The 19,534-nt window shown below is 43.2% G+C and carries 20 protein-coding genes; 4 read left to right on the forward strand and 16 right to left on the reverse strand.

Annotated elements, in window-relative coordinates:
* Positions 1-135 precede the first annotated feature (135 nt).
* From tnpA to ELZ47_RS07315, 11 genes are all read right to left on the reverse strand, one after another.
* Complete coding sequence (gene tnpA, locus ELZ47_RS07260) at positions 136-609, reverse strand: IS200/IS605 family transposase (RefSeq protein ID WP_125332239.1); 474 nt, start codon at positions 607-609, stop codon at positions 136-138.
* 174 nt (positions 610-783) lie between these two features.
* Positions 784-1,275: a flavodoxin family protein gene (locus ELZ47_RS07265; protein ID WP_125332236.1), complete on the reverse strand. Its 492-nt coding sequence runs from the start codon at positions 1,273-1,275 to the stop codon at positions 784-786.
* Positions 1,276-1,349: 74 nt separating this feature from the next.
* Entirely contained in the window at positions 1,350-2,069 is a 720-nt protein-coding gene (budA, locus tag ELZ47_RS07270; RefSeq protein ID WP_125332234.1) for an acetolactate decarboxylase, read from the reverse strand.
* A gap of 171 nt (positions 2,070-2,240) precedes the next feature.
* The gene (locus ELZ47_RS07275; protein ID WP_125332232.1) at positions 2,241-3,470 is read right to left on the reverse strand and encodes a tetratricopeptide repeat protein; all 1,230 of its coding nucleotides are present in this window, start codon (positions 3,468-3,470) and stop codon (positions 2,241-2,243) included.
* Positions 3,457-4,635, reverse strand: coding sequence for an AI-2E family transporter (locus ELZ47_RS07280; protein WP_125332230.1), 1,179 nt, complete (start codon positions 4,633-4,635; stop codon positions 3,457-3,459). The genes ELZ47_RS07275 and ELZ47_RS07280 overlap by 14 nt, the downstream gene beginning before the upstream one ends.
* A 170-nt stretch (positions 4,636-4,805) precedes the next feature.
* Complete coding sequence (locus ELZ47_RS07290) at positions 4,806-6,179, reverse strand: HAMP domain-containing sensor histidine kinase (RefSeq protein ID WP_125332226.1); 1,374 nt, start codon at positions 6,177-6,179, stop codon at positions 4,806-4,808.
* Entirely contained in the window at positions 6,176-6,832 is a 657-nt protein-coding gene (locus ELZ47_RS07295; RefSeq protein WP_125332224.1) for a response regulator transcription factor, read from the reverse strand. The genes ELZ47_RS07290 and ELZ47_RS07295 overlap by 4 nt, the downstream gene beginning before the upstream one ends.
* Positions 6,833-6,853: 21 nt before the next feature.
* Positions 6,854-8,071, reverse strand: coding sequence for an ABC transporter permease (locus ELZ47_RS07300; protein ID WP_126435695.1), 1,218 nt, complete (start codon positions 8,069-8,071; stop codon positions 6,854-6,856).
* Between the two features lie 12 nt (positions 8,072-8,083).
* Complete coding sequence (locus tag ELZ47_RS07305) at positions 8,084-8,758, reverse strand: ABC transporter ATP-binding protein (protein WP_002895848.1); 675 nt, start codon at positions 8,756-8,758, stop codon at positions 8,084-8,086.
* Positions 8,745-10,010, reverse strand: a complete 1,266-nt coding sequence (locus ELZ47_RS07310; protein ID WP_125332220.1) for an efflux RND transporter periplasmic adaptor subunit — start codon at positions 10,008-10,010, stop codon at positions 8,745-8,747. Before ELZ47_RS07310 ends, ELZ47_RS07305 begins: the two co-directional genes overlap by 14 nt.
* A gap of 28 nt (positions 10,011-10,038) precedes the next feature.
* Positions 10,039-10,311 carry a hypothetical protein gene (locus tag ELZ47_RS07315; RefSeq protein ID WP_002895853.1) on the reverse strand — a complete coding sequence of 91 codons (273 nt, stop codon included), beginning with the start codon at positions 10,309-10,311 and terminating at the stop codon, positions 10,039-10,041.
* A 242-nt stretch (positions 10,312-10,553) separates the two neighbouring features.
* On the opposite strand from ELZ47_RS07315, the gene ELZ47_RS07325 reads away from it, so the two are divergent.
* Both ELZ47_RS07325 and ELZ47_RS07330 read left to right on the forward strand, forming a co-directional pair.
* Positions 10,554-11,564: a lactonase family protein gene (locus ELZ47_RS07325; RefSeq protein WP_126435696.1), complete on the forward strand. Its 1,011-nt coding sequence runs from the start codon at positions 10,554-10,556 to the stop codon at positions 11,562-11,564.
* Between the two features lie 68 nt (positions 11,565-11,632).
* Positions 11,633-11,818: a hypothetical protein gene (locus ELZ47_RS07330; RefSeq protein ID WP_125332215.1), complete on the forward strand. Its 186-nt coding sequence runs from the start codon at positions 11,633-11,635 to the stop codon at positions 11,816-11,818.
* Between the two features lie 52 nt (positions 11,819-11,870).
* Here the strand turns inward: ELZ47_RS07330 and mgtE are convergent, their stop codons facing one another.
* Both mgtE and eno read right to left on the reverse strand, forming a co-directional pair.
* Complete coding sequence (gene mgtE / locus ELZ47_RS07335) at positions 11,871-13,211, reverse strand: magnesium transporter (RefSeq protein ID WP_125332212.1); 1,341 nt, start codon at positions 13,209-13,211, stop codon at positions 11,871-11,873.
* Positions 13,212-13,550: 339 nt separating this feature from the next.
* Entirely contained in the window at positions 13,551-14,855 is a 1,305-nt protein-coding gene (gene eno / locus ELZ47_RS07340; RefSeq protein ID WP_002897814.1) for a surface-displayed alpha-enolase, read from the reverse strand.
* Positions 14,856-15,063: 208 nt separating this feature from the next.
* Between eno and ELZ47_RS07345 the strand changes: the two genes are divergently transcribed.
* A complete protein-coding gene (locus ELZ47_RS07345; protein ID WP_125332208.1) occupies positions 15,064-15,513 on the forward strand; it encodes a DUF1694 domain-containing protein in 450 nt (149 codons plus the stop codon).
* Between the two features lies 1 nt (position 15,514).
* Positions 15,515-15,853 (forward strand): nuclear transport factor 2 family protein, encoded by a 339-nt coding sequence (locus tag ELZ47_RS07350; protein WP_002930055.1) that lies wholly within the window; start codon positions 15,515-15,517, stop codon positions 15,851-15,853.
* Here ELZ47_RS07350 and ELZ47_RS07355 read toward each other — a convergent pair.
* The 3 genes from ELZ47_RS07355 to ezrA form a co-directional block, all read right to left on the reverse strand.
* A complete protein-coding gene (locus tag ELZ47_RS07355) occupies positions 15,850-16,968 on the reverse strand; it encodes a glycerate kinase (RefSeq protein WP_126435697.1) in 1,119 nt (372 codons plus the stop codon). The genes ELZ47_RS07350 and ELZ47_RS07355 overlap by 4 nt on opposite strands.
* Before the next feature lie 9 nt (positions 16,969-16,977).
* A complete protein-coding gene (serB, locus tag ELZ47_RS07360; protein ID WP_125332204.1) occupies positions 16,978-17,625 on the reverse strand; it encodes a phosphoserine phosphatase SerB in 648 nt (215 codons plus the stop codon).
* Between the two features lie 150 nt (positions 17,626-17,775).
* On the reverse strand, positions 17,776-19,500 hold the full coding sequence (ezrA, locus tag ELZ47_RS07365) for a septation ring formation regulator EzrA (RefSeq protein ID WP_125332202.1): 1,725 nt from the start codon (positions 19,498-19,500) through the stop codon (positions 17,776-17,778).
* Positions 19,501-19,534: the final 34 nt, after the last annotated feature.

Genomic DNA, 19,534 nt, shown 5'->3' on the forward strand with positions numbered 1-19,534 from the left:
ATAACCACCCGTGAAAACGGGTGGCTTGTACATCGGCTATAAGCCGTTTCCCTCCAGCGACGTCTAAAGACGTTCGCTGAACTTCGTTCAGGTTAATGCTATGATCACTTGACTAATGCCCGTAAAAACGGGCTTTTATCTTGTTCTAAAACTACCATCTGAGAACGGATCCTCGTACTCTTTGACACTTAACTTATCCAAGGCAATGTCATTTTTCTCTTGCTCGCGAATATATTTGGCAACTGTCTTTTCATTGAAGCCAACGGTACTTACATAGTACCCTCTCGCCCAAAACTTTCGATTGCCATACTTATATTTTAGGTTGGCATGTTTATCAAATATCATCAAAGCACTCTTGCTTTTCAAATATCCCATGAAATCGGAAATCGAAAGTTTTGGAGGAATCAAGACAAGCATGTGAACATGATCTGGCATCATATGTCCCTCAATAATTTCCACACCTTTGTATTGACATAGATGACGAAAAATCTCAATGAGATCTCGTCTTATTTTGTAGTAAATGGTTTTTCTGCGGTACTTGGGGGTAAAGATGATATGATATTTGCACATCCATTTGGTATGTGATAAACTGTAACTGGTTTTAGCCATTTCTTTTTCCTCCTTTGTCTTACCTGAACAAGTAGATTATACCAGGAAAAAGAAATGAAAGCTCAAAGCCTTGGCAGCCACCAGCTTAGCTGGTGGTTTTCTTGTTTTTCTCTGCGAGAAAAACTGGCTTGAAGCCAAAAAATAAAGAAGATCCGCAAACGAATCTTCTTACTTTTAACCTTCAGATAAAACCTTATCTAATTTTTCTTTCAGGGACGTTAATTCCCAACCGTCGATTTCTTTCAGTTCATGAGTGGTTACTGCCAGCCCCTCATATTTGAGTCCGCAGTTCTGGCAAAAGCGGCTCATTACGTAGTCCAGCATTTCAATTTCTTTGCTGGGCTGAGAACCTTGCAAGAGCAGGAACACCTTTTTGCCCTTGAGTGCTTCTTGCGGCTCATGCACATCAGCTACTCGGTCCAACAGAGTTTTTAGCAGACCCGAAAAAGACCACCAATAAATAGGACTGGTAAACACCAGTACATCGGCTTGGCTCAGCTGCTCATAGACTTGAAAGAACTGATCGTTTTCTGCTGACTGGCCATATTGCTCAATGTGGTAGTCCACTAATTGAAGAGCCTCATAATCTCTATCTCGCAGAAAAAAGTGCCCCAGCTTAAAACTATTGCCATTCCTATTTGGGCTGGCGTTTACCAAATAAATCATAGCTTCACTTCTCCTCTATTCTTTTTCCAATTATATCAAAAAAGAGGGCAGCAAACAATGCTAGCCCCTGCTATTTATTCCGACTTTTCCATATCTTCTTTCATCTCATCCATGTTAAACTTGGCAAAGAGATACTTGCGATCTTGTACTGGGAAACGCTGATCCAGCTGGTCTACAGCCCCCAACTCGACGACACCTTCTTTGATAACAAAATCCATAACATGTCCGCCAAAAGTCAGATCATCCGATACAAAATGCAGATGATAGCCTGCCAGACTGACCCCGTGGAAAATCTCAGGTGTCCAGATACCAACGATGGTTCCAGTGATATTTTCCTTACAGTACTCAGGCTGATTGACCGCTACTTCTGCAAACTTCCGCTCCGTTGTAGACTTGGGAATCATCCGAACATGCATGCGGGCGAAATCACCATGAATCTTGATAGAGCGGAAAAGATTTTCCCCATCATAGTAAGACTCAATCCGCTTTTCCAGCTCCTTGTCGTTCATCTCAAAGCGCTGACGGAAAATGACCTCCGCCTGATGGGGAACAACTGCTGCGTAAGGCACAGTCATATCCGGCGACACTTCAACCACTTCTGGCACCTCTCCAGATCCCTTTGCCTGATAAGCCTTACCATCGAGAATAATGAGCTCACCATCAATAGAGTCCAGCGTTCCCAAGCCCAAATCTCCATACTGCAGCAGCTCTCTAACAGTCATACTGCCATCGTAAAGACCAGCCATCAAAGCTCCCAAAGTATTATATTGAAATAATTTGATTGGTTCTGCCATTCTTTTTCCTTTTTCTTTTATTAGATTATTCGTTCAGCTAGCTAATACATCCTTATAAACAGCTGCTATCTTTAAAAGAGCCTAAAGACTAAGCATCGTTACATGTGCTTACTGAATTTCTACTGCCAATCATTATACCATAAATCGCGGGAAAGGGCTGAGCGATTGCTCTTATAAGCTTTCATAAAGTTCCTGCATACTAGCATCATCAGGTACTAGTCTCAAGTAAGAAGCAGCAGCCCTTTTAGCTTCTTCGAATCTGCCTAGTTCACGCAAAAGATAGACATACTGCTCCAGAAACTCTGGATTATCTTGCAGTTCATGAGCCAGTTGGTTATAGAGTTCCTCTGCTTTTCCCAGATTTTCCAAGGCCTGATAAGCACGCGCCAGATTCCAGCGGGTCAAAGCATTATCAACTTCTTGCTCTGCAAATTCTAAAAGCTCCTCAAAGCGCTCTTGCTCCAAATAAAGAGTCGTCAGTCGCAAGGCAATCTCTTCCAAATCATCCGCATCTTCCTGAGCCTGCAAGAGATAATGTTCAGCCGCTTCCTCATCATGAAGTTCATAAGAAAGCTGTGAGGCTAAGAGCAAGAGCCGAGTCTCAAAAGGATTCTTAGCCAAGCCTTGCTGGGCAAGAGTCAGGGCTTCAGCCGTCCGATGCTCCGCATGAAGAGATAGGGCATAGCCATATTCGTAGCCTTCAAAATCTGGCGACAGAGTATCCAGCTGCTTGAAATAAAGATTGGCCTTCTGGTATTCTTCCTGGTCCGCTAATATAGTTGCCAGCTCATAAACCGCAGCATCATCATATTCCAGCTCAACAGCTTTCTCCAAAAACTCAATGGCCACTGCAAATTTCCCAAGACTAGCATAGCAGACTCCAATCCGCTGATAGGTCGAGACACCTGTCTGCTCAAAGATTGTACGATTGTCTAGCTGGGCATACTCCTTAATCGCCTGAGAAAAATCCCCCAGCTCAAAATCTATCTCAGCCAGACCAAAGGTTACCAAAGGCTCATCAGTCAGCTCCGCTGCCTGAGCCAGTTTTTCACGAGCGACATCAGGCAGCCCCTCTAGCTGATAGAGGTCAGCCTTAGCCAAGAGAGCAGCGACATACCAGTCACTGCCTGGCTGAATCTCCTCCAGATAGGCAAATGCCTGCTCCAAGTCCCCATCGTCACTGGCAATAGCTGCCAGACTGATATAAGAAGCTGGATAGTCAGGAGCCAACTTTTCAAAAATACGCTTGGCCTGAGGGAAAAAGCCGATACTCTCTAAGTAATCGGCCAAATCCAATAATTCTTCTTCGCTGTCTGTAGTCAGGGCTTGCTCGAAATAGCGGTCAGCCAGAGCTAGGTCCTGCTCCTGTAAAGCTGCCAACATATGCTCACTCTTGCTCACTGATTTCTCCTTCTTGTTCAAAATCGGCTTCATAAAGGCCACTTACTTTTTGATACCACTTAAAGATGGCTGCAATAGCTACCTTGGCCGAAGCATAGGCAGGAATTCCCAGGAAAACGCCCCAAATGCCAAACATAGTACCGGAAGTCAATAATACGAATAAAATCGTAATCGGATGAATGCTGAGCTGACTGCCCAAGACCAGAGGAGAAACAAAACGCCCCTCAATAGTCTGCTCAATGATGAAAACGACAATGACTTTAGCCAGCATCACTGGACCGCCAGCAATCAAACCTATTGCCAGAGCCGGAAGCATGGCCAAAAAGCTGCCCAGATAAGGTACCAGATTGAGAACGCCCGCAATTACTCCAAGAGTGACACCATAGCGAAGGCCAATAATCTTGAAGAAAACGATAAACATCAGAGCTACAATGATAGCAACCGTCACCTGACCACGCACATAGTTAGCCAGCTGGCTGTTGATATCCGTCATCACTTGACCAAAGGAAGCGCGGAATTTAGTCGGCAGAAACTGGGTCACATAGCCTTTCAGATTTTTCCCGTCTCTCAGCAGGTAAAAAAGGATAAATGGCATGATGATAATAGCCACGACAATCTGCGAAGTTGTACTGATTAAGTTCCCCGCCCAATTGACTGCCCGCGATGAAAAATTGCTGGCCCAATCGGTAATCTGGCTAGACAGATTGCTAGTGTATTCCTCAATCTGCGGCTTGAAATCTGCCGAAATATACTTAGTCACGACATCGTCGATAAACTTGTCAGCCTGCTTCAGATAAGCTGGAACATTTCTGACAAAAGCCATGACCTGATGCTGCAAGCTAGGAATAGCAACAGCCAAGCCCCAGATAATCAAAAAAGCAATTAAAACAAAGACAATGGTAATAGCAACCAGTCGATTAATCTTGTGCTTTTCCATCCAGTCGACGATGGGATTTAACAGATAATAAAGCAGGCCAGCTAAAATAACCGGCAACATGATTACTCCCAAAAATTCAATGACTGGGCTAAAAATAAAACTGATTTTACTAAGTATAAAAATATTCAGTCCCATCAAAAGGGTTACTAGAAATACTGTAATGGCCTTGTTATCCAAAAACCATTTAAAAAACCAAGATAGGCTAAAATCTTTTTCTTTGTGCTCCATATTCTCCTCCTTTAACTTGTCATTTCATTGTAACATTTTTCGGAGAAAAATTCTCTGCTCAGCTATAGGGAAAAGCAAAAAAAGAGAGGAGACAGGAGACTTGTATTTTTCGCAAAATACAGCTTCTGACTTCTCTCTTCGGCTCCTGCAGGGCCAGTTAGAATGCAAGGCTATTTCTCGACAGCTGGCAGAGAAATGCTAAAGCGCATCTTCCGCCCATCAACGGCTTCAAACTGGTAACGCAGACCATGCTTGTCCAAAATTTGCTGAACGATAAAGAGTCCCAGACCAGTCCCACCATCCTTGCGATTGCGACTGTAGTCTGGCCGGTAGAAAGGCCGAAAAATCTGCTGAATTTGGTCTTTGTTTAAGACGCGTTCCGCTTCATTTTCGATGACTAGCTTACGCTCTTCCAGACTAAGTAGAATCTGTCCACCTTCTACTGTATAATGAAAGGCATTGTCCAGAAGATTCTTGATAGCCTTGAGCAGATAGGTGCGGTTCCCCTTAACCTTCGCTTCTGCCAGCTCAACCTGAAAATGGTAGTGTCTGACATCTGCTAAAACTCGATAGGTGCTCAGATTTTCCTCCAAGACCTGCTTGAGTGAAAAGACTTCCTGTTCGGTTTCGGTCTTCATCTCCAGTTTAGAAATGGCTAAGATAGACTGGACTAACTCCGACTGCTCCTCTAGGATTTCTCGGCACTTCTGCAAATACTTGTCTCTATCCTTGAACTCTCCTACTCCATAGATCATGCCATCGACCATCCCCATCATGCTGGTAATGGGTGTCTTGAGCTCATGCGATGTCATCCGCAAAAACTCAGCTTTTTCCCGCTCGCTTTCTGCTACCTTTTCATTTTCTAGGCGCAGAGCTTCGATACTGGTCAGTAGATTAGCATAGAGATGATTGATGTCTTGGGCCAGTTCAGCAATCTCATCGCGCCCCTTGACCTGACAAGTCACATCTGGAGCCAGACTCGTCATTTGACGGGTACTCTTAGAGATGGCTTTGATCCGTTGACTGGAAGTCCGGCTATAGAGATAGGCAGCCAGACCACCCAAACTTAGAGATACAAGCAAGACAAATGGATAGAGATTGAGCAAAATCCGACTAGCATCAGAAACCGGCTGTAAGGAATATTCGCCTCTCAGGACAACTTCTTTACCATCTGAAGTTCGAAAACTTTCTGATAAACTCTTGCTCTCATAGTCGCTGTTGGCAATCGTTGGAACGATGGTCAGCTGCAGAGAACTTTCATCTCCTGCCTCAAGAGAGGGATAGAGAATAGTATTGTCTTTCGCCAACAAGGTAAACCAAATCAGATTGCTCTTTTTACTATAATCACTCAAGAGCTCACCGATTTGCTGACTGGACTTTCCCTTGACTTGCTTGGAAACTTGGTCAAATTCCCGCTGAGCCTCTCCGCTCTTAACCTGCTGATAATACACCGGCATGGCAAAGTAAAGACTTGCTAGAACGATAGTCACCACCACGAAAATGATGGACGAGGTCAAGAGAAAGTTCTTTTTGACAATTTTCACTTGTCTTCTCCTCCAAGCTGGTAGCCCATACCTGTAATGGTTTTCAGCGGCACACCAGGAATCTTTTTACGGATGTTCTTGATATGATTATCCAGCACCCGGCTATCCAGCTCGCTGTAGCCCCAAATGGTATTCATCAGCTGATCACGGGTCACCAAGTGGCCCTTCCTCTTAGCCAGAGTCTGCAAGATTTCAAATTCTTTCTTGGTCAGAGGCATCTTCTCACCCTGCCAGTAAACCGTGCAGTCATCAATAGAAACCGTCAGGTCGCCAACAGCAATCTCTGAAGCAACCGTATTTCTGCGCAGAATATTCTCAATCCGTTTGACCAAGATTAGCGGTGAAAAAGGCTTGGTTACATAATCACTGATGAGATGGTTAAAGCTGACCAGCTGGGTATACTCGTCGTCAAGTGCTGTCAAAATCATGACCGGAATCTGAGAAGTCTTGCGGATTTCCTTCAGCACTTCCAGCCCACTCTTGGTCGGCAGCATCATATCTAAGATGACTAGATCAAAGGGCTCTTCTTCAAAAGCCTGCAAGGCATCGCCTCCGTCAAATACTGGCCTCACCTCATACTGACTTTCCTTTAAAAACTCGCAAATCACTTGATTAATCGTCGTATCATCTTCCACCACTAGAATCTTGTGCATACTTAGATGTTTCTCCTTTACCTATTCAAATCGCAGGGCTTCGATTGGATCCAGCTTGGATGCTTTCACAGCTGGCAGGAGCCCAAATACTACTCCTATTATACAACAAAAGAGCAAACTTACAAAGACAGAAAAGAGGGATAGAATATACGGATAGGCTAGAGACTGGGTGATGGCAAAGCCCGAGGCGATACCAGCCACCACGCCAATAATTCCTCCCATCAGGGTCAGGATGACTGCCTCAATCAGGAACTGCTTGAGAATGATCTTCCGTCTAGCTCCCAGAGCCTTTTTAATCCCGATTTCACGAGTCCGCTCTGTCACTGAAACCAGCATGATATTCATAACACCGATACCTCCGACTAGGAGAGAGATGCTGGCAATACCTGCTAGCAAGACGAAGTTAGACTTGTTGAGATTGTCCAGTTGCCGTTCAAATTCCTGCAGGTTGAGCACACCAAACATATAGTCTGATGGTGGCATCTGCTCATTGAGATAATCGCTGACTTTCTTGGCCACCTTCTTCAAATCATCTGCCTTGTGGGTTTGGACCGTCACTTCAGGACTGACATTAAAGGTATCAAAAATCCGATGCCACTGCTGCAGGGGAATATAGGCCACCTTTTCCGCACCAGCTGTTAAGCCACTCTGTTCAGTTGACTCAAATACGCCAATAACCTTAAAGGGATTGCCCAAGACTTCCACATACTTGCCGATACCATCCCCCTTTGGAAAAAGACTGTCATAAAGGGACTTTTCCAGATAGGTCACCTGCTCTTGATTTTTAAAGGCTTCTGAGTCAAATCCTTCACCTTCTAGCAGGCGTTGCTGCTTGATGTCAGCGGCTGTCTGCGAAACCGCCTGAATCTTCCCAGATGACTTTTGGCTCAGGTAGTAAATCTTCTCATCTGTACCATAGGTCAGCAGAGCATTCTTGACCCCAGAGATTTCCTTAATCTTACTCAACACATCCTCTCCCATAAAGGGAATATAAGAAGGTTTCTGAGCTTGAGATTTCTCTGGAATGGTTGGATCGATGGCACTTTTCTTGTCATATACAACCTTGATTGTGTTATTATTCCCGCCGATGAGCTGACGCTTGGTATTTTCCGTATTTCCCTCAATGATGGAAAAGATAGCGATGATAGCGCCTATCCCGATGATAATCCCCAACATGGTCAGCATAGAGCGCATTTTATGCGACAAGATTGAATTCAGAGCTACAAAAATATCTTCCATACAGCTTCCTTTCTATCCTATCGCTTTGCTCTCTATATTACCGTCCCGCAGGATAACCGTCTGCTTGCAGAGTTGGGCTACTTCCGGCTCATGGGTAATGATGACAATGGTCTTACCCTCATCATTAAACTGCTTGAAAAGATCCATAATCTGCACACTGGTCTTGGTATCCAGGGCCCCCGTTGGTTCGTCCCCAAGGATGAAGCTGGGATTGGTTACCAAGGCTCGTGCAATGGCTACCCGCTGTTTCTGACCACCGGACAGCTCCATAGGCTTGAAATCACTTCTTTCTTCCAGCCCGACCAATCGCAGCATTTCCAGCGCCCGCTCCCGTCTCTCTTTTTTAGGAATTTTCATGTAAGTCAGAGGCAGTTCCACATTTTGACAGGCCGTCAGCTTGGGCATAAGGTTAAAATTTTGAAAAACAAAGCCAATCTTCTGATTGCGCAAATCGGACAGCTGATTGTCAGACAGCTCAGACACATCTGTCCCTTCAATATGATAAGTCCCTGAACTTGCCTTATCCAGACAGCCGATAATGTTCATCAGAGTGGACTTGCCAGATCCAGACGGTCCCATGATAGCCAGAAAATCCCCCTCTTTCACATGCAGATCAATTCCTTTTAAAATTGGGAATTCCTGACTGCCCTGCTGATAAGATTTGTGGATATCCTTAAGCTTTAACATGCTGTCCTACCTCCATCCCTTCTTCCATACCTGCTCTTGGGGTCGAAATGGTATCTTGCATAGTCAAACCTTCTGTAATCTCCACCAAACGGTCAGAAACTTTCTTGGTCTTGACTTCATGCATTTTCAGAGTCTTACCCTCTACCTTCCAGACATAGGTCTTGCCGTTTTTACTGAAAGTATAGGCCTTATTGACTACTACCTTGCCGGCCTCAGGAGCATTTTCCACGATGTTGACATAGGAATGAGAGCCCACCAGTGGCATTTCACCACCTTGATCCAGCTCAACAGTATAAGGATACTTACCTTGGTTGGGATTTTCCTGTTGCTTATTCCCACCATTATTATTGGAAGTATTTTCTGCTGTCAGACTGCCGACCTGAGTTACCGTACCACTCCAGCGTTTCTTAGGATCCTTGCGATCCACCACTTCCACTTTCTGACCGACACTCAGCTTTTCACGGTCAAATTCACTGACAGTTCCTTTAACCAGAGTTTTGGACTTGTCCATAATCTCAATAAAGTTTTCTTCTTCCTTTTTAGCCTTGGACTGATTGGGCAAATCTTCATTCATAGAGGTAATTGTTCCTGCTGTATCGGCAGTCACAGTATCATACTTCATCCGGTCTGATTCTGTCTGAGCTGTCACCTGAGCCTTTTCAGCCTCGATCTGAGCTGTCGTTACTTCATTATCCGCCGTCTTGGCATCGCTCAGCGCTTGAGCCAGCTCGTCTTCAGCAGACTTAATCTGCTCTAGCAGTGACTCATCCTGACTGGAATTGTATTTGTCTTTGAGAGCATTGAGACTGGCCAGCTTGCGATTATAGGTTTCCCATTTAATCGCAGCGCTGTTTTGAGCAGCTGTAATGCCATTAGCTTTGGACTGAGCATCATATTGAGCCGACTGGGCTGTCAATTGCTGCTCTGTCACATAGGAAAAGAGCGGCTGTCCTTGTGTAACGGTATCACCATTTTTGACAAATACTTCCTTGACTTCCCCCTTAGAAGGGTCAATCTTGACCTTACTGCTATTGTTGGCAACTACTTCCCCAGATAAAACCAGGCTTGTTTTTTTACTGTTGTTGACAGCTTCTTGGACTGTCAGCGAATCAATCGTCTTATCTACCATTTTCATGGCCTGTTCTTGATTGATCTGTCTAAAATACAGATAGCCTCCCAGCCCAGCACAAGCGAGAATGACCGTGCTGCCCAATAGAATGGTCTTACGATTCATTTTTTTTCTTCGAAACATATTGCCTCCAACCTACACGTTTTAATCTTTATTCAGCTTCTGAGCTAGATCCTGATCCATCTTCCGGAATTTCCTCACCATCTGCCGGGATTTGGATAACGTTCCCATCAGGCATTGTGTATTCTGTCACTTCTTTGCCATCGACTGTCTTAGTTTTCTTATCAACAGCATCCTTCTGGAAGTCCACTTGTTTTCCATCCTTAATTTCTGAGTTATCTGCTTCTTTATTTCCGCATGCGGCTAAAAAGAATCCTGACATTCCGATAAGGGCAACGAGCATAGCAATTTTTTTAACGTTCATTTGATTTCTCCTTTGTTTTAGCAAGCAGGAAGTTTGTTGCTTCCTGACAGTATTTGTTTTTTTGAACAATTCTATTCTAACAAAGCCATCTATCCCCTTCCTACCCGCTATCTGTTTTTTATCTGTTTTTTCGAATCAATACTATTCTTTTGAAAATCAGGCAAATCCTTCGCTCTAAGACCTATCATCTGCTTTTATGATATAATAGTAGCAAGCAATCTAAATATATAAGAGGTAATGGAATGACACAAACAGTTTACTTTGGAACCTATACTCGCAGAGATTCCAAGGGAATTTACAAGGCAGATTTTAATTCTAACAAGGAAACACTAGAAAACTTGACCTTGGTTGCTGAAGAGCCCAGTCCAACCTACCTAGCCTTTGACAAGGCTGGACATCTCTATTCTGTCGGAGCAAAGGACGGACAGGGGGGTATTGCAGCCTTTGACCAGGCAAGTCAGCTCCTCAACCATGTCGTTGAAGAAGGGGCTCCGCTTTGCTATGTCGCAGTCGACGAGGAACGTGACTTGGTATACGGTGCCAATTATCATAAAGGGCAAGTTCTGGTCTACAAACGCCTGGCTGATGGCAGACTTGACCTTGCTGACTCAGCTAGCCATCAAGGTCAAGGACCACACGCCAACCAAGCGTCTGCCCATGTCCACTACGCAGACCTTACACCAGATCAATACCTGATCACTTGCGACTTGGGAACTGATGAAGTAACCACTTATGATGTTGCTGAAGACGGAAAGATTACCTCTCTGGATACCTACAAGTGTGCCGCTGGAGCTGGTGCCCGCCATATCGTTTTCCACCATCATTATAAAATCGCCTATTTGATCTGTGAGCTTAATTCTACTATTGAAGTCCTAATTTACGATGGAGTCGGCCATTTTGAACACTTGCAAACTATCTCCACCTTACCAGAGGACTTTGAAGGCGCAAACGGAACAGCTGCTATCCGTCTGTCTGCTGATGGCAAGTTCCTCTACGGTTCCAACCGCGGTCATGACTCTCTTGCCGTTTACAAAATCTTAGCTGACGGCAGCTTGGAGTTAATCCAGATTGTACCTACCAATGGTCAAAATCCACGGGATTTCAACATCACACCGGATCAAAACCATATCATCGCTGTCCATCAAGACTCTGACAATGCAACCATCTTCAAACGCGATGCTGAAAGTGGAAAATTAACAGAAATCTCCCATGATTTCTATATTCCCGAAGCTGTTTGTGTGACCTTTAAATAAGCAGAATTCTTGTCTTTCTATTAGAAATTTGATTAAATAGTATAAAAAATTACTAAGGAGCAACATCTATGAATTCAGTAGATTTATTTAACCAAGTAAAAGAAATGATTGAAAAGAAAGACTTTGATGGTGCCAAAAAATTTATTGAAGAAAACAAAGACAAACTCGGTGAATACCTTGATCAAGCTAAAAAACTAGTAGCTGGAAATGAAATGGCTAGCGGCGCGATTGATAAAATTAAAGGTTTGTTCTAAGTAAACATAACAAAAACGCTTGAAAAATCAAGCGTTTTTTGTGTATCATTTTTTATAAAATCAATGGTAAAAAAATTTGTGCTAAGCCTAGAAAAGCTAGATAACCCAATACATCTGTTGCCGTGGTAATGAAAATAGTCGAGGCTAGAGCCGGATCCTGATTCAAGGTCTTGATAATCAACGGTACAAAGTAACCAAATAGAGCACCACATGCTAGATTGATCATCATAGCCAATACCACAATAACAGACAGATAGAAATTTTGATAGAAGACAAACATGACAATCGCTGCAATCAAGCCAGTAAAGAAACCATTAACCAAAGCTAGCACGATTTCTTTGAATACTAAATACCGATCTTCTTTCAGATCTAGTTTGCCCAAGGCAATCCCCTGGATAACCAAAGCAAGTGTCTGAGAGGCAGAATTTCCGCCCATTCCCGTGATAATAGGACTAATCGCTGCTAATGCTACAACTTTTGAAATCGTATCATCAAAAAGTGCTACTGTCGCAGAAGCTAGAAATGCTGTTACTAGGTTAATCATTAACCAAGGTAAGCGTTTCTTGAGTGATTCTTTGAAAGGTCCTCCAATTTCTTCACTTTCTTGGACACCACCCATCCGCAAGATATCTTCTTGGTACTCTTCTTGCAAAACATCGACGATATCGTCAATTGTGATGATTCCTAGCAATACCTGCCGATGATTGACGACCGGTACGACAGATAAATTATATTTGGCAGAAAGCTGGGCTACCTCTTCTTGGTCAACCTCTGGCGTCACAGTCACTAACTGAGTGTTCATAAATTCGCTGAGTTTCATCTCCGCATCATGAATAAACAAATCACGGATATCAATCCAGCCAACTAGCGAATGATGCACATTTCTAATAAATAAGGTATCAATAACTTCTGTATTGGGCGAAATTTCTCTCAATTTATTGAGAGTTGCTGAGACGGTCAGATTTTCATTTAAGGTAATGAATTCTTTCGTCATCAGACCACCAGCTGTCTGAGGATCGTAAGCCAACATAGCTTTCAAATTCTCTTGACTGGCATTTTTCATCATACTTAAGTATTGCTTACGCAAGTCCACACTCAAGTAACCCAAAATATCTACCACATCATCATCTGGCATAAGATAAAAAAGAGTGCTGGTACGTTTGAAAGAAATCGATTGGATAATCTGTCGTTGCAACTCCGGCTCGGCTTCTTTTAAAATCTCTACCAATTGATCATCACTAGCCATTTCCGTAAAGGTTTTGAGGAGATTCCCTTCCTCATCCTCCAAGGCCTCCAAAGAAAGAGCAATATCAATGGGATAGTAATCGTCAAATATCTGATTAAAAACTTCCCTATCCTGTGATAGTAAGACCTGATTTAATAATTCTTCCATTGTACTCCTCCTTCCACTTTGCTAGTATACCATAAAATACTGATTTTGATACAAGAAAGCTATAAAATCTTTAGTAAATCACTCACTTTTTCAACCATGTAGTCACAAGGAAACGCAGGGTATTCTTGATTATGTTTTCCTAAATAAAAACTGTCATCTTGTCCTCTAATTTTTCAAGGGAAAAATCATGACCAGCCCTACGCACTACTTCTAGGAAAAAATGATAAATCTCCCTCTCATCAATTAGGGGGAATCCTAAATCAAAAAATATCCATTGATATATCTTTACACATCAAAAAAGCTAGGACTTAGTCCTAGCTCCTCTTATATCTTGTTAGATTATTTTTTCAAGTTATAGAAAGCTTGAAGACCTTTGTATTGAGCAACTTCACCAAGTTGATCCTCGATACGAAGCAATTGGTTGTATTTAGCAATACGGTCTGTACGTGAAAGTGAACCAGTCTTGATTTGACCTGCGTTAGTTGCAACTGCGATGTCAGCGATTGTTGAATCTTCGGTTTCACCTGAACGGTGTGATACAACTGCAGTGTAACCAGCTTCTTTAGCCATTTCAATCGCTTCAAAAGTTTCAGTAAGAGTACCGATTTGGTTAACTTTGATAAGGATTGAGTTAGCAGCACCTTCTTTGATACCACGTGCAAGGTAGTCAGTGTTTGTTACGAAGAAGTCGTCACCAACAAGTTGTACTTTCTTACCAAGACGTTCAGTAAGAGCTTTCCAACCATCCCAGTCATTTTCATCCATACCATCTTCGATAGTGATGATTGGGTATTTGTTAACCAACTCTTCAAGGTAGTCGATTTGTTCTGCAGATGTACGAACAGCAGCGCCTTCACCTTCAAATTTAGTGTAGTCGTATACTTTACGTTCTTTATCGTAGAATTCTGATGATGCACAGTCAAATCCGATAAATACATCTTTACCTGGAACATAACCAGCAGCTTCGATAGCAGCGATGATAGTTTCTACACCATCTTCAGTTCCTTCAAAACGAGGAGCGAATCCACCTTCGTCACCAACGGCAGTTTCCAAACCACGAGATTTAAGGATTTTCTTAAGAGCGTGGAAGATTTCAGCACCGTAACGAAGAGCTTCTTTGAATGTTGGAGCACCAACTGGCAAGATCATGAACTCTTGGAATGCGATTGGAGCATCTGAGTGAGATCCACCGTTGATGATGTTCATCATTGGAGTTGGAAGAACTTTAGTGTTGAATCCGCCAAGGTAGCTGTAAAGTGGCACTTCAAGGTAGTCAGCAGCAGCACGAGCTACAGCGATAGACACACCAAGGATTGCGTTCGCACCCAATTTACCTTTGTTAGGAGTACCGTCCAAAGCGATCATTGCACGGTCGATGGCTTGTTGGTCACGAACATCGTAACCGATAATAGCTTCAGCGATAACGTTGTTTACATTATCAACTGCTTTTTGTGTACCAAGACCACCGTAACGAGATTTGTCGCCATCACGAAGTTCAACTGCTTCGTGCTCACCTGTAGAAGCTCCTGAAGGAACCATACCACGTCCGAAAGCACCTGATTCAGTATAAACTTCTACTTCAAGTGTTGGGTTACCGCGTGAGTCTAGGACTTCGCGAGCGTAAACATCAGTAATAATTGACATTTCTTACTCTCCTTATTATTTAAAATTATTTACTAGTCTATGATACCTCAAAAACGCTTTTTTTTCAAGGAAAAATAGAGAATCTAAGCAAATTTGAGAACTTTTGCACAAGAAAACGATTCCAAACTTACTATATAAATGTTTTTCCGGCAAATCAGAAAGAAGATTCGACCTTTTAGAATTTCTCCTTTTATGGTACAATTTTATTATGACTGATATTAATAAAGTAATCATGGAAAAAGCTCAGGGCGGAGTCAAGCTAAACCCTGATGAACAGCGTAGGTTTTTAGGGACTTTTGAGGAGCGAGTGCTGGCTTCTTGCTCCATTGAGCAAGCTAACAGCTCTCTCATTCGTATTCATTTCAAGGAAATGCTCAGCAGCATCATGAAAAACTGCCAACCAGTAATTGTCAAAATTTCTCCAGAAGTCGAGTCTGGCAATCAAATCTTTTATCTAAAAACTGCTAAGGAGCTAGGCTGCGAAGCCACTATCGTCTCTAGCGATTACCAGTCTTCTCCTTTTGGCCTGATTGTCCATAGCGACCATCTTGTCCAAGTAGATGACAAGGACATAAGCCAACAGTTTGCTAGTCTCCTTCAGCCAGCAGAAAAACCTGCAAAGGAAAAGCGCCCTCTCTGGAAAAAATGGTTTGGGTAAGATGACAAATTTAGAAAAACTTTTTGCCTTTTTTGAAGCTGAAAATCAGCGCGATTGGCAAACCTATGAGACCTTTCTTTCTGATCAAGTTAGCTGGGAATTACAGGGTGATACAATCGAAATCATCAAAGGTAAAGCTGACTACCTGACTAAAATTCAAAAAGTCTACCATAACAACCCCGTCCAGTTTCGTTGCACCTATTATCAGCTTAGTCCCGACCAGAATCGGATTGTGACCATTTTAGAAAATGATTTTGGTGACCTGTCTTGTGATATCTTCTTCTTTGAAAAGGGCATGATAGTTAAAGAAATTGAATACCTACTAAAAAAGGCGGACTAACCGCTTTTTTTCATTTTTAGTACATTGCCAATATTTCTTGCTGTGCGAATCAAATTTTGCTCCGCCTGCTCTAGAATCCTATCCAAACTATCTGCTCGCGCAATAATCGGAAAAGCTGCCTGGATATTCTCAACTGGGAAATCCGGTAAATCATCTGCCAGACTGCCGCAAATCGCCAGTACAGGGATGCCTTCTGGTGTTCGTCTTGCGACCCCGACTGGTGCCTTGCCCGCCAAAGATTGACGATCCATCCGTCCTTCGCCCACTACGACCAAGTCCGCTTTTTTGACTCTGTCATCAAAATCCAGTAAATTTAGACATGTTTCAATACCCGAAACAATTTTTCCTCCGGCAAAAGCAACCAGTCCTGCTGCCATTCCGCCTCCAGCCCCAGCTCCATCCATATCAATTACCTGAGGATCGACCAACTGATAGAAATCAGACATAGCTTGGTCTACTTGAGAAAAGAGTAGGGGAGCTAGACCTTTCTGACCTCCGAAAACAGTTGTCGCACCGCGCACTCCACAAAGAGGATTGTCAACGTCAGTCAAAATCTCAATCTCAACTTCTTTCAAGAAAGCGGGAACCTGCTCAGCTGAAATTCGAGCGACCTTTCCCAAAGACGAGCCAATGGGGCGCAGCCTATTGTTATCCGCATCGAAAAATTCATAGCCTAGGCCCGCTGCTAGTCCAATCCCACCGTCGTTGCTAGCCGAACCTCCAACACCAACTAAAATCTTTCTGACACCGTCTTCAGCCAGATGCAAAATCAATTCTCCCAATCCTTTGGTCTCTATGGCCAAGGGATTTCGTTTTTCCTGCGGAATAGACGCGAGTCCGACCAAGTCAGCCATTTCAAAAAGTGCTTGCTGACCATTTCTAGCATAAGGCATTTTCACCGGCTGGCCAAAGGGGCCGGTTACAGTGTGGTAAAATTCAGCCCATCCCAAGGCTGCTGTCAGCGCAGCCATTGTACCCTCGCCCCCGTCACCCACCGGCAGCAAGTCAAAGCTGGCATCTGGCAAGGCCTGAGAAAAGCCCGTCTGCAGAGCCTGAGCAACCTGAGCAGCTGACAAACTTTCCTTGAAAGAATCCGGCGCAATTAGAATATGCATGCCTCTCTCCTATTCTTTTCTATTGTCTAAAAGATCAATGACCCGATAGAGATTACATTCCTGAATCTGATAAGGAGCCTGCTCTCGCACGATCGGCTTGGCCATAAAGGCAATTCCCATCCCAGCTGTCTGAATCATAGGCAGATCATTGGCGCCGTCCCCCATAGCAATTGTTCGATTTAATTCCAATTTATTTTCAGCCGCCCATGCTTTTAGCATGGCAAGCTTGGTATCCTTAGTGACAATCTCTCCTAAGACTTGGCCTGTCAAAAGGCCCTGCTGGATTTCCAAACGATTTGCCTTGACATAGTCAATTCCAAGCTGCTCAGCCAGTCTGTCCACCGTTTCATGAAAACCACCTGACACCAAGCCTACTTTATAACCACGTTTATGCAACTCCTTGACCAAGTCCTCGGCTCCTGGCGTGAAGTGAATCCTTTCAGCAATTCGAGCAAAAATATCCTCCGGCAGGCCTTTTAAAAGTGCGACACGCTCACGTAAGGCAGCTTTAAAGTCCAATTCCCCTTGCATGGCACGCTCGGTAATAGTCGCAACCTGAGCTCCTACTCCCGCCTCTTCTCCTAACAGGTCAATCCCCTCTTCCATGATTAAGGTGCTATCTACATCCATGACTAACAAGCCTTTGATTGTTTTCATTGTCCGACCTCATTCTTTCTATTGTTTTGTATTATACAGGAAATTCTATTTCAAAACAAGCTGGGAAAAATTGAAGTCTCAGAATCCTTGTTACTGACTGTTCTCTAGCGTTCTCTTTGCAAAAGAAAAAAGTTCCCAAAGGAACTTCTTTTAAAAACGAATATTCTCGCGTGTTTTTTCGTAGGATGTCACAAAGCGCTCTGTTACGCCTGGCTCGACAAGATCCAAAGCTTTTGAAATGATTTCCAAGGATTGAGCATAGTCGTAGTCATGTTCAAAGACATACAAGGACTTGTTGAAGGCTGCTTGTACATTATCGTCAAAGGAACGATAGCGGTTTGAATACTGCAGCAGCTGCTCAGTCAAGGTAGCATCTTGGACGATACGATAGGTTTCTTCTTCCAATTGCTCCATATCATTTCCTAGAATTTCAAGCCAACGGTTAACTGATTCGATATTGACTCGTGTAGCTTCCAATTCCTTAACCAACTCTTCAATATTATTGCTGGTTGAGAAGAAAATTTCTAAGAAAGAATCTGGAATACCTGGCAAATTGCGTTTTTCCATATATCTCTTAATGGTATGCAATTTGTTAGCATAGATATTGACTTTCTGACGAGCATTGGCATCATCTTTTTCAATCTCTGCAAGTGCTTCGCCAAGAGAAATCTGCTCATCTTCGATTTCTTTCAAACGCTCTTGAATAGCTTCCAACTCTTCCTGAACCACTGAATAAGCTTGCTTGGTTTCAGAAGAATCTTCTACCGCGCTCAACACCACATCTTCCTGGGCAGAAAGCTCAGCCTGCAACTCCTTGACATGAGAAGTTTCCGTATCAGAGAGAAGGAAAGTTTGAGACAAACGTTCTATCTCCTTTTGGAGTTGCTGGTTGTTTTCCTTTGTATGAGCCAGATAGCTAGGCAAGTTTTTAATCAACTTCTCCACTACTTTGTGGGCTTCAATTTCCCGCGTAAAAATTTCATAGAGAGCGTTAATCTCTTCTTGCGCTTGCTCATTTTCATACTCGGCATTATCCAGCTCTAAGGCAGAAATGTTGGCTTCGTTGCGTTTGAGGCTTGCATGAAGCTGCTGGAAGCGAGACTCTATATCTGTTTCGATAAAATGATAACCAGATTCCAAGAGCTTACGGTGACCAGATTCTAAGTCTTCCAACTGATCTGGCAGTTTCACAGTCAACTCTTCGACAATGGCAGGAACTTTCTCAACGATATGTGTCAGAGCAAGAATATGATCCTCTGCCTTATCCAAGATTTCAGCCGCCTCAACCGGGTCACCTGAAGAATTAAGGGTCACAAACTGAGAAAACTCTGACTGGATATTTTCCAGCTGTTTTTCAATCTCAGCTAAGGCTTGCCCATACGAGTCCGCATTCTCCGCCACCTGAGTTTGCAGTTTTTCAAACAAATCCAGGGCATGGAGCACACGGCCACTATTCTTAGACTCTTGCTCTTTAAGATCTTCCAAGGCTACACGAATCATCTTGATATCTTCGTCAATCAAATCAATCTGACTCTCAATATTGCCGATGGCATGCTTGGCTTTTATGAAACGGAAAGAATTATTGTAACCTTCTGCTTCAAATAGATTGTTTTCGATATCAGCAAATGAATTTAAGGACAAGTCTACCCATTTTTGATTCCATTCACGGAAGGCTACCTGACTCTGCCCAATCAAATGCATATTTTTTACTTCTTCAACTTCATCATTCACAGGGAGATTATAGAGTGCTTCTTTTCTCTCCTCCAAATTTTGAAGTAAAGCTTCATTTCTCTTTCTCATCAGAACTGCAGTACCATAGCCGACAACCAAAAGCAGAGCTACCACAGCAACGAGAATAACTAGTCCAATAGACATATAGAACTCCTTCACATTGTTACTATAAAGCAAA

It is taken from the genome of Streptococcus sanguinis (genome assembly GCF_900635155.1).
Classification (GTDB): Bacteria; Bacillota; Bacilli; order Lactobacillales; family Streptococcaceae; genus Streptococcus; species Streptococcus sanguinis_G.

Excerpts from the sequence above, each read along its gene's own strand:
- serB (WP_125332204.1), bottom strand. The coding sequence starts at position 17,625 with ATGAAAACAATCAAAGGCTTGTTAGTCATGGATGTAGATAGCACCTTA.
- ELZ47_RS07315 (WP_002895853.1), bottom strand. The coding sequence starts at position 10,311 with ATGAACGTTAAAAAAATTGCTATGCTCGTTGCCCTTATCGGAATGTCA.
- ELZ47_RS07295 (WP_125332224.1), bottom strand. The coding sequence starts at position 6,832 with ATGCACAAGATTCTAGTGGTGGAAGATGATACGACGATTAATCAAGTG.
- eno (WP_002897814.1), bottom strand. The coding sequence starts at position 14,855 with ATGTCAATTATTACTGATGTTTACGCTCGCGAAGTCCTAGACTCACGC.
- ELZ47_RS07265 (WP_125332236.1), bottom strand. The coding sequence starts at position 1,275 with ATGATTTATTTGGTAAACGCCAGCCCAAATAGGAATGGCAATAGTTTT.
- ELZ47_RS07300 (WP_126435695.1), bottom strand. The coding sequence starts at position 8,071 with ATGGAAGATATTTTTGTAGCTCTGAATTCAATCTTGTCGCATAAAATG.
- ELZ47_RS07310 (WP_125332220.1), bottom strand. The coding sequence starts at position 10,010 with ATGTTTCGAAGAAAAAAAATGAATCGTAAGACCATTCTATTGGGCAGC.
- ELZ47_RS07355 (WP_126435697.1), bottom strand. The coding sequence starts at position 16,968 with ATGCATATTCTAATTGCGCCGGATTCTTTCAAGGAAAGTTTGTCAGCT.
- ELZ47_RS07350 (WP_002930055.1), top strand. The coding sequence starts at position 15,515 with ATGACAAATTTAGAAAAACTTTTTGCCTTTTTTGAAGCTGAAAATCAG.
- ELZ47_RS07280 (WP_125332230.1), bottom strand. The coding sequence starts at position 4,635 with ATGGAGCACAAAGAAAAAGATTTTAGCCTATCTTGGTTTTTTAAATGG.
- ELZ47_RS07330 (WP_125332215.1), top strand. The coding sequence starts at position 11,633 with ATGAATTCAGTAGATTTATTTAACCAAGTAAAAGAAATGATTGAAAAG.
- mgtE (WP_125332212.1), bottom strand. The coding sequence starts at position 13,211 with ATGGAAGAATTATTAAATCAGGTCTTACTATCACAGGATAGGGAAGTT.
- ELZ47_RS07345 (WP_125332208.1), top strand. The coding sequence starts at position 15,064 with ATGACTGATATTAATAAAGTAATCATGGAAAAAGCTCAGGGCGGAGTC.
- budA (WP_125332234.1), bottom strand. The coding sequence starts at position 2,069 with ATGGCAGAACCAATCAAATTATTTCAATATAATACTTTGGGAGCTTTG.
- tnpA (WP_125332239.1), bottom strand. The coding sequence starts at position 609 with ATGGCTAAAACCAGTTACAGTTTATCACATACCAAATGGATGTGCAAA.
- ELZ47_RS07325 (WP_126435696.1), top strand. The coding sequence starts at position 10,554 with ATGACACAAACAGTTTACTTTGGAACCTATACTCGCAGAGATTCCAAG.
- ELZ47_RS07305 (WP_002895848.1), bottom strand. The coding sequence starts at position 8,758 with ATGTTAAAGCTTAAGGATATCCACAAATCTTATCAGCAGGGCAGTCAG.
- ezrA (WP_125332202.1), bottom strand. The coding sequence starts at position 19,500 with ATGTCTATTGGACTAGTTATTCTCGTTGCTGTGGTAGCTCTGCTTTTG.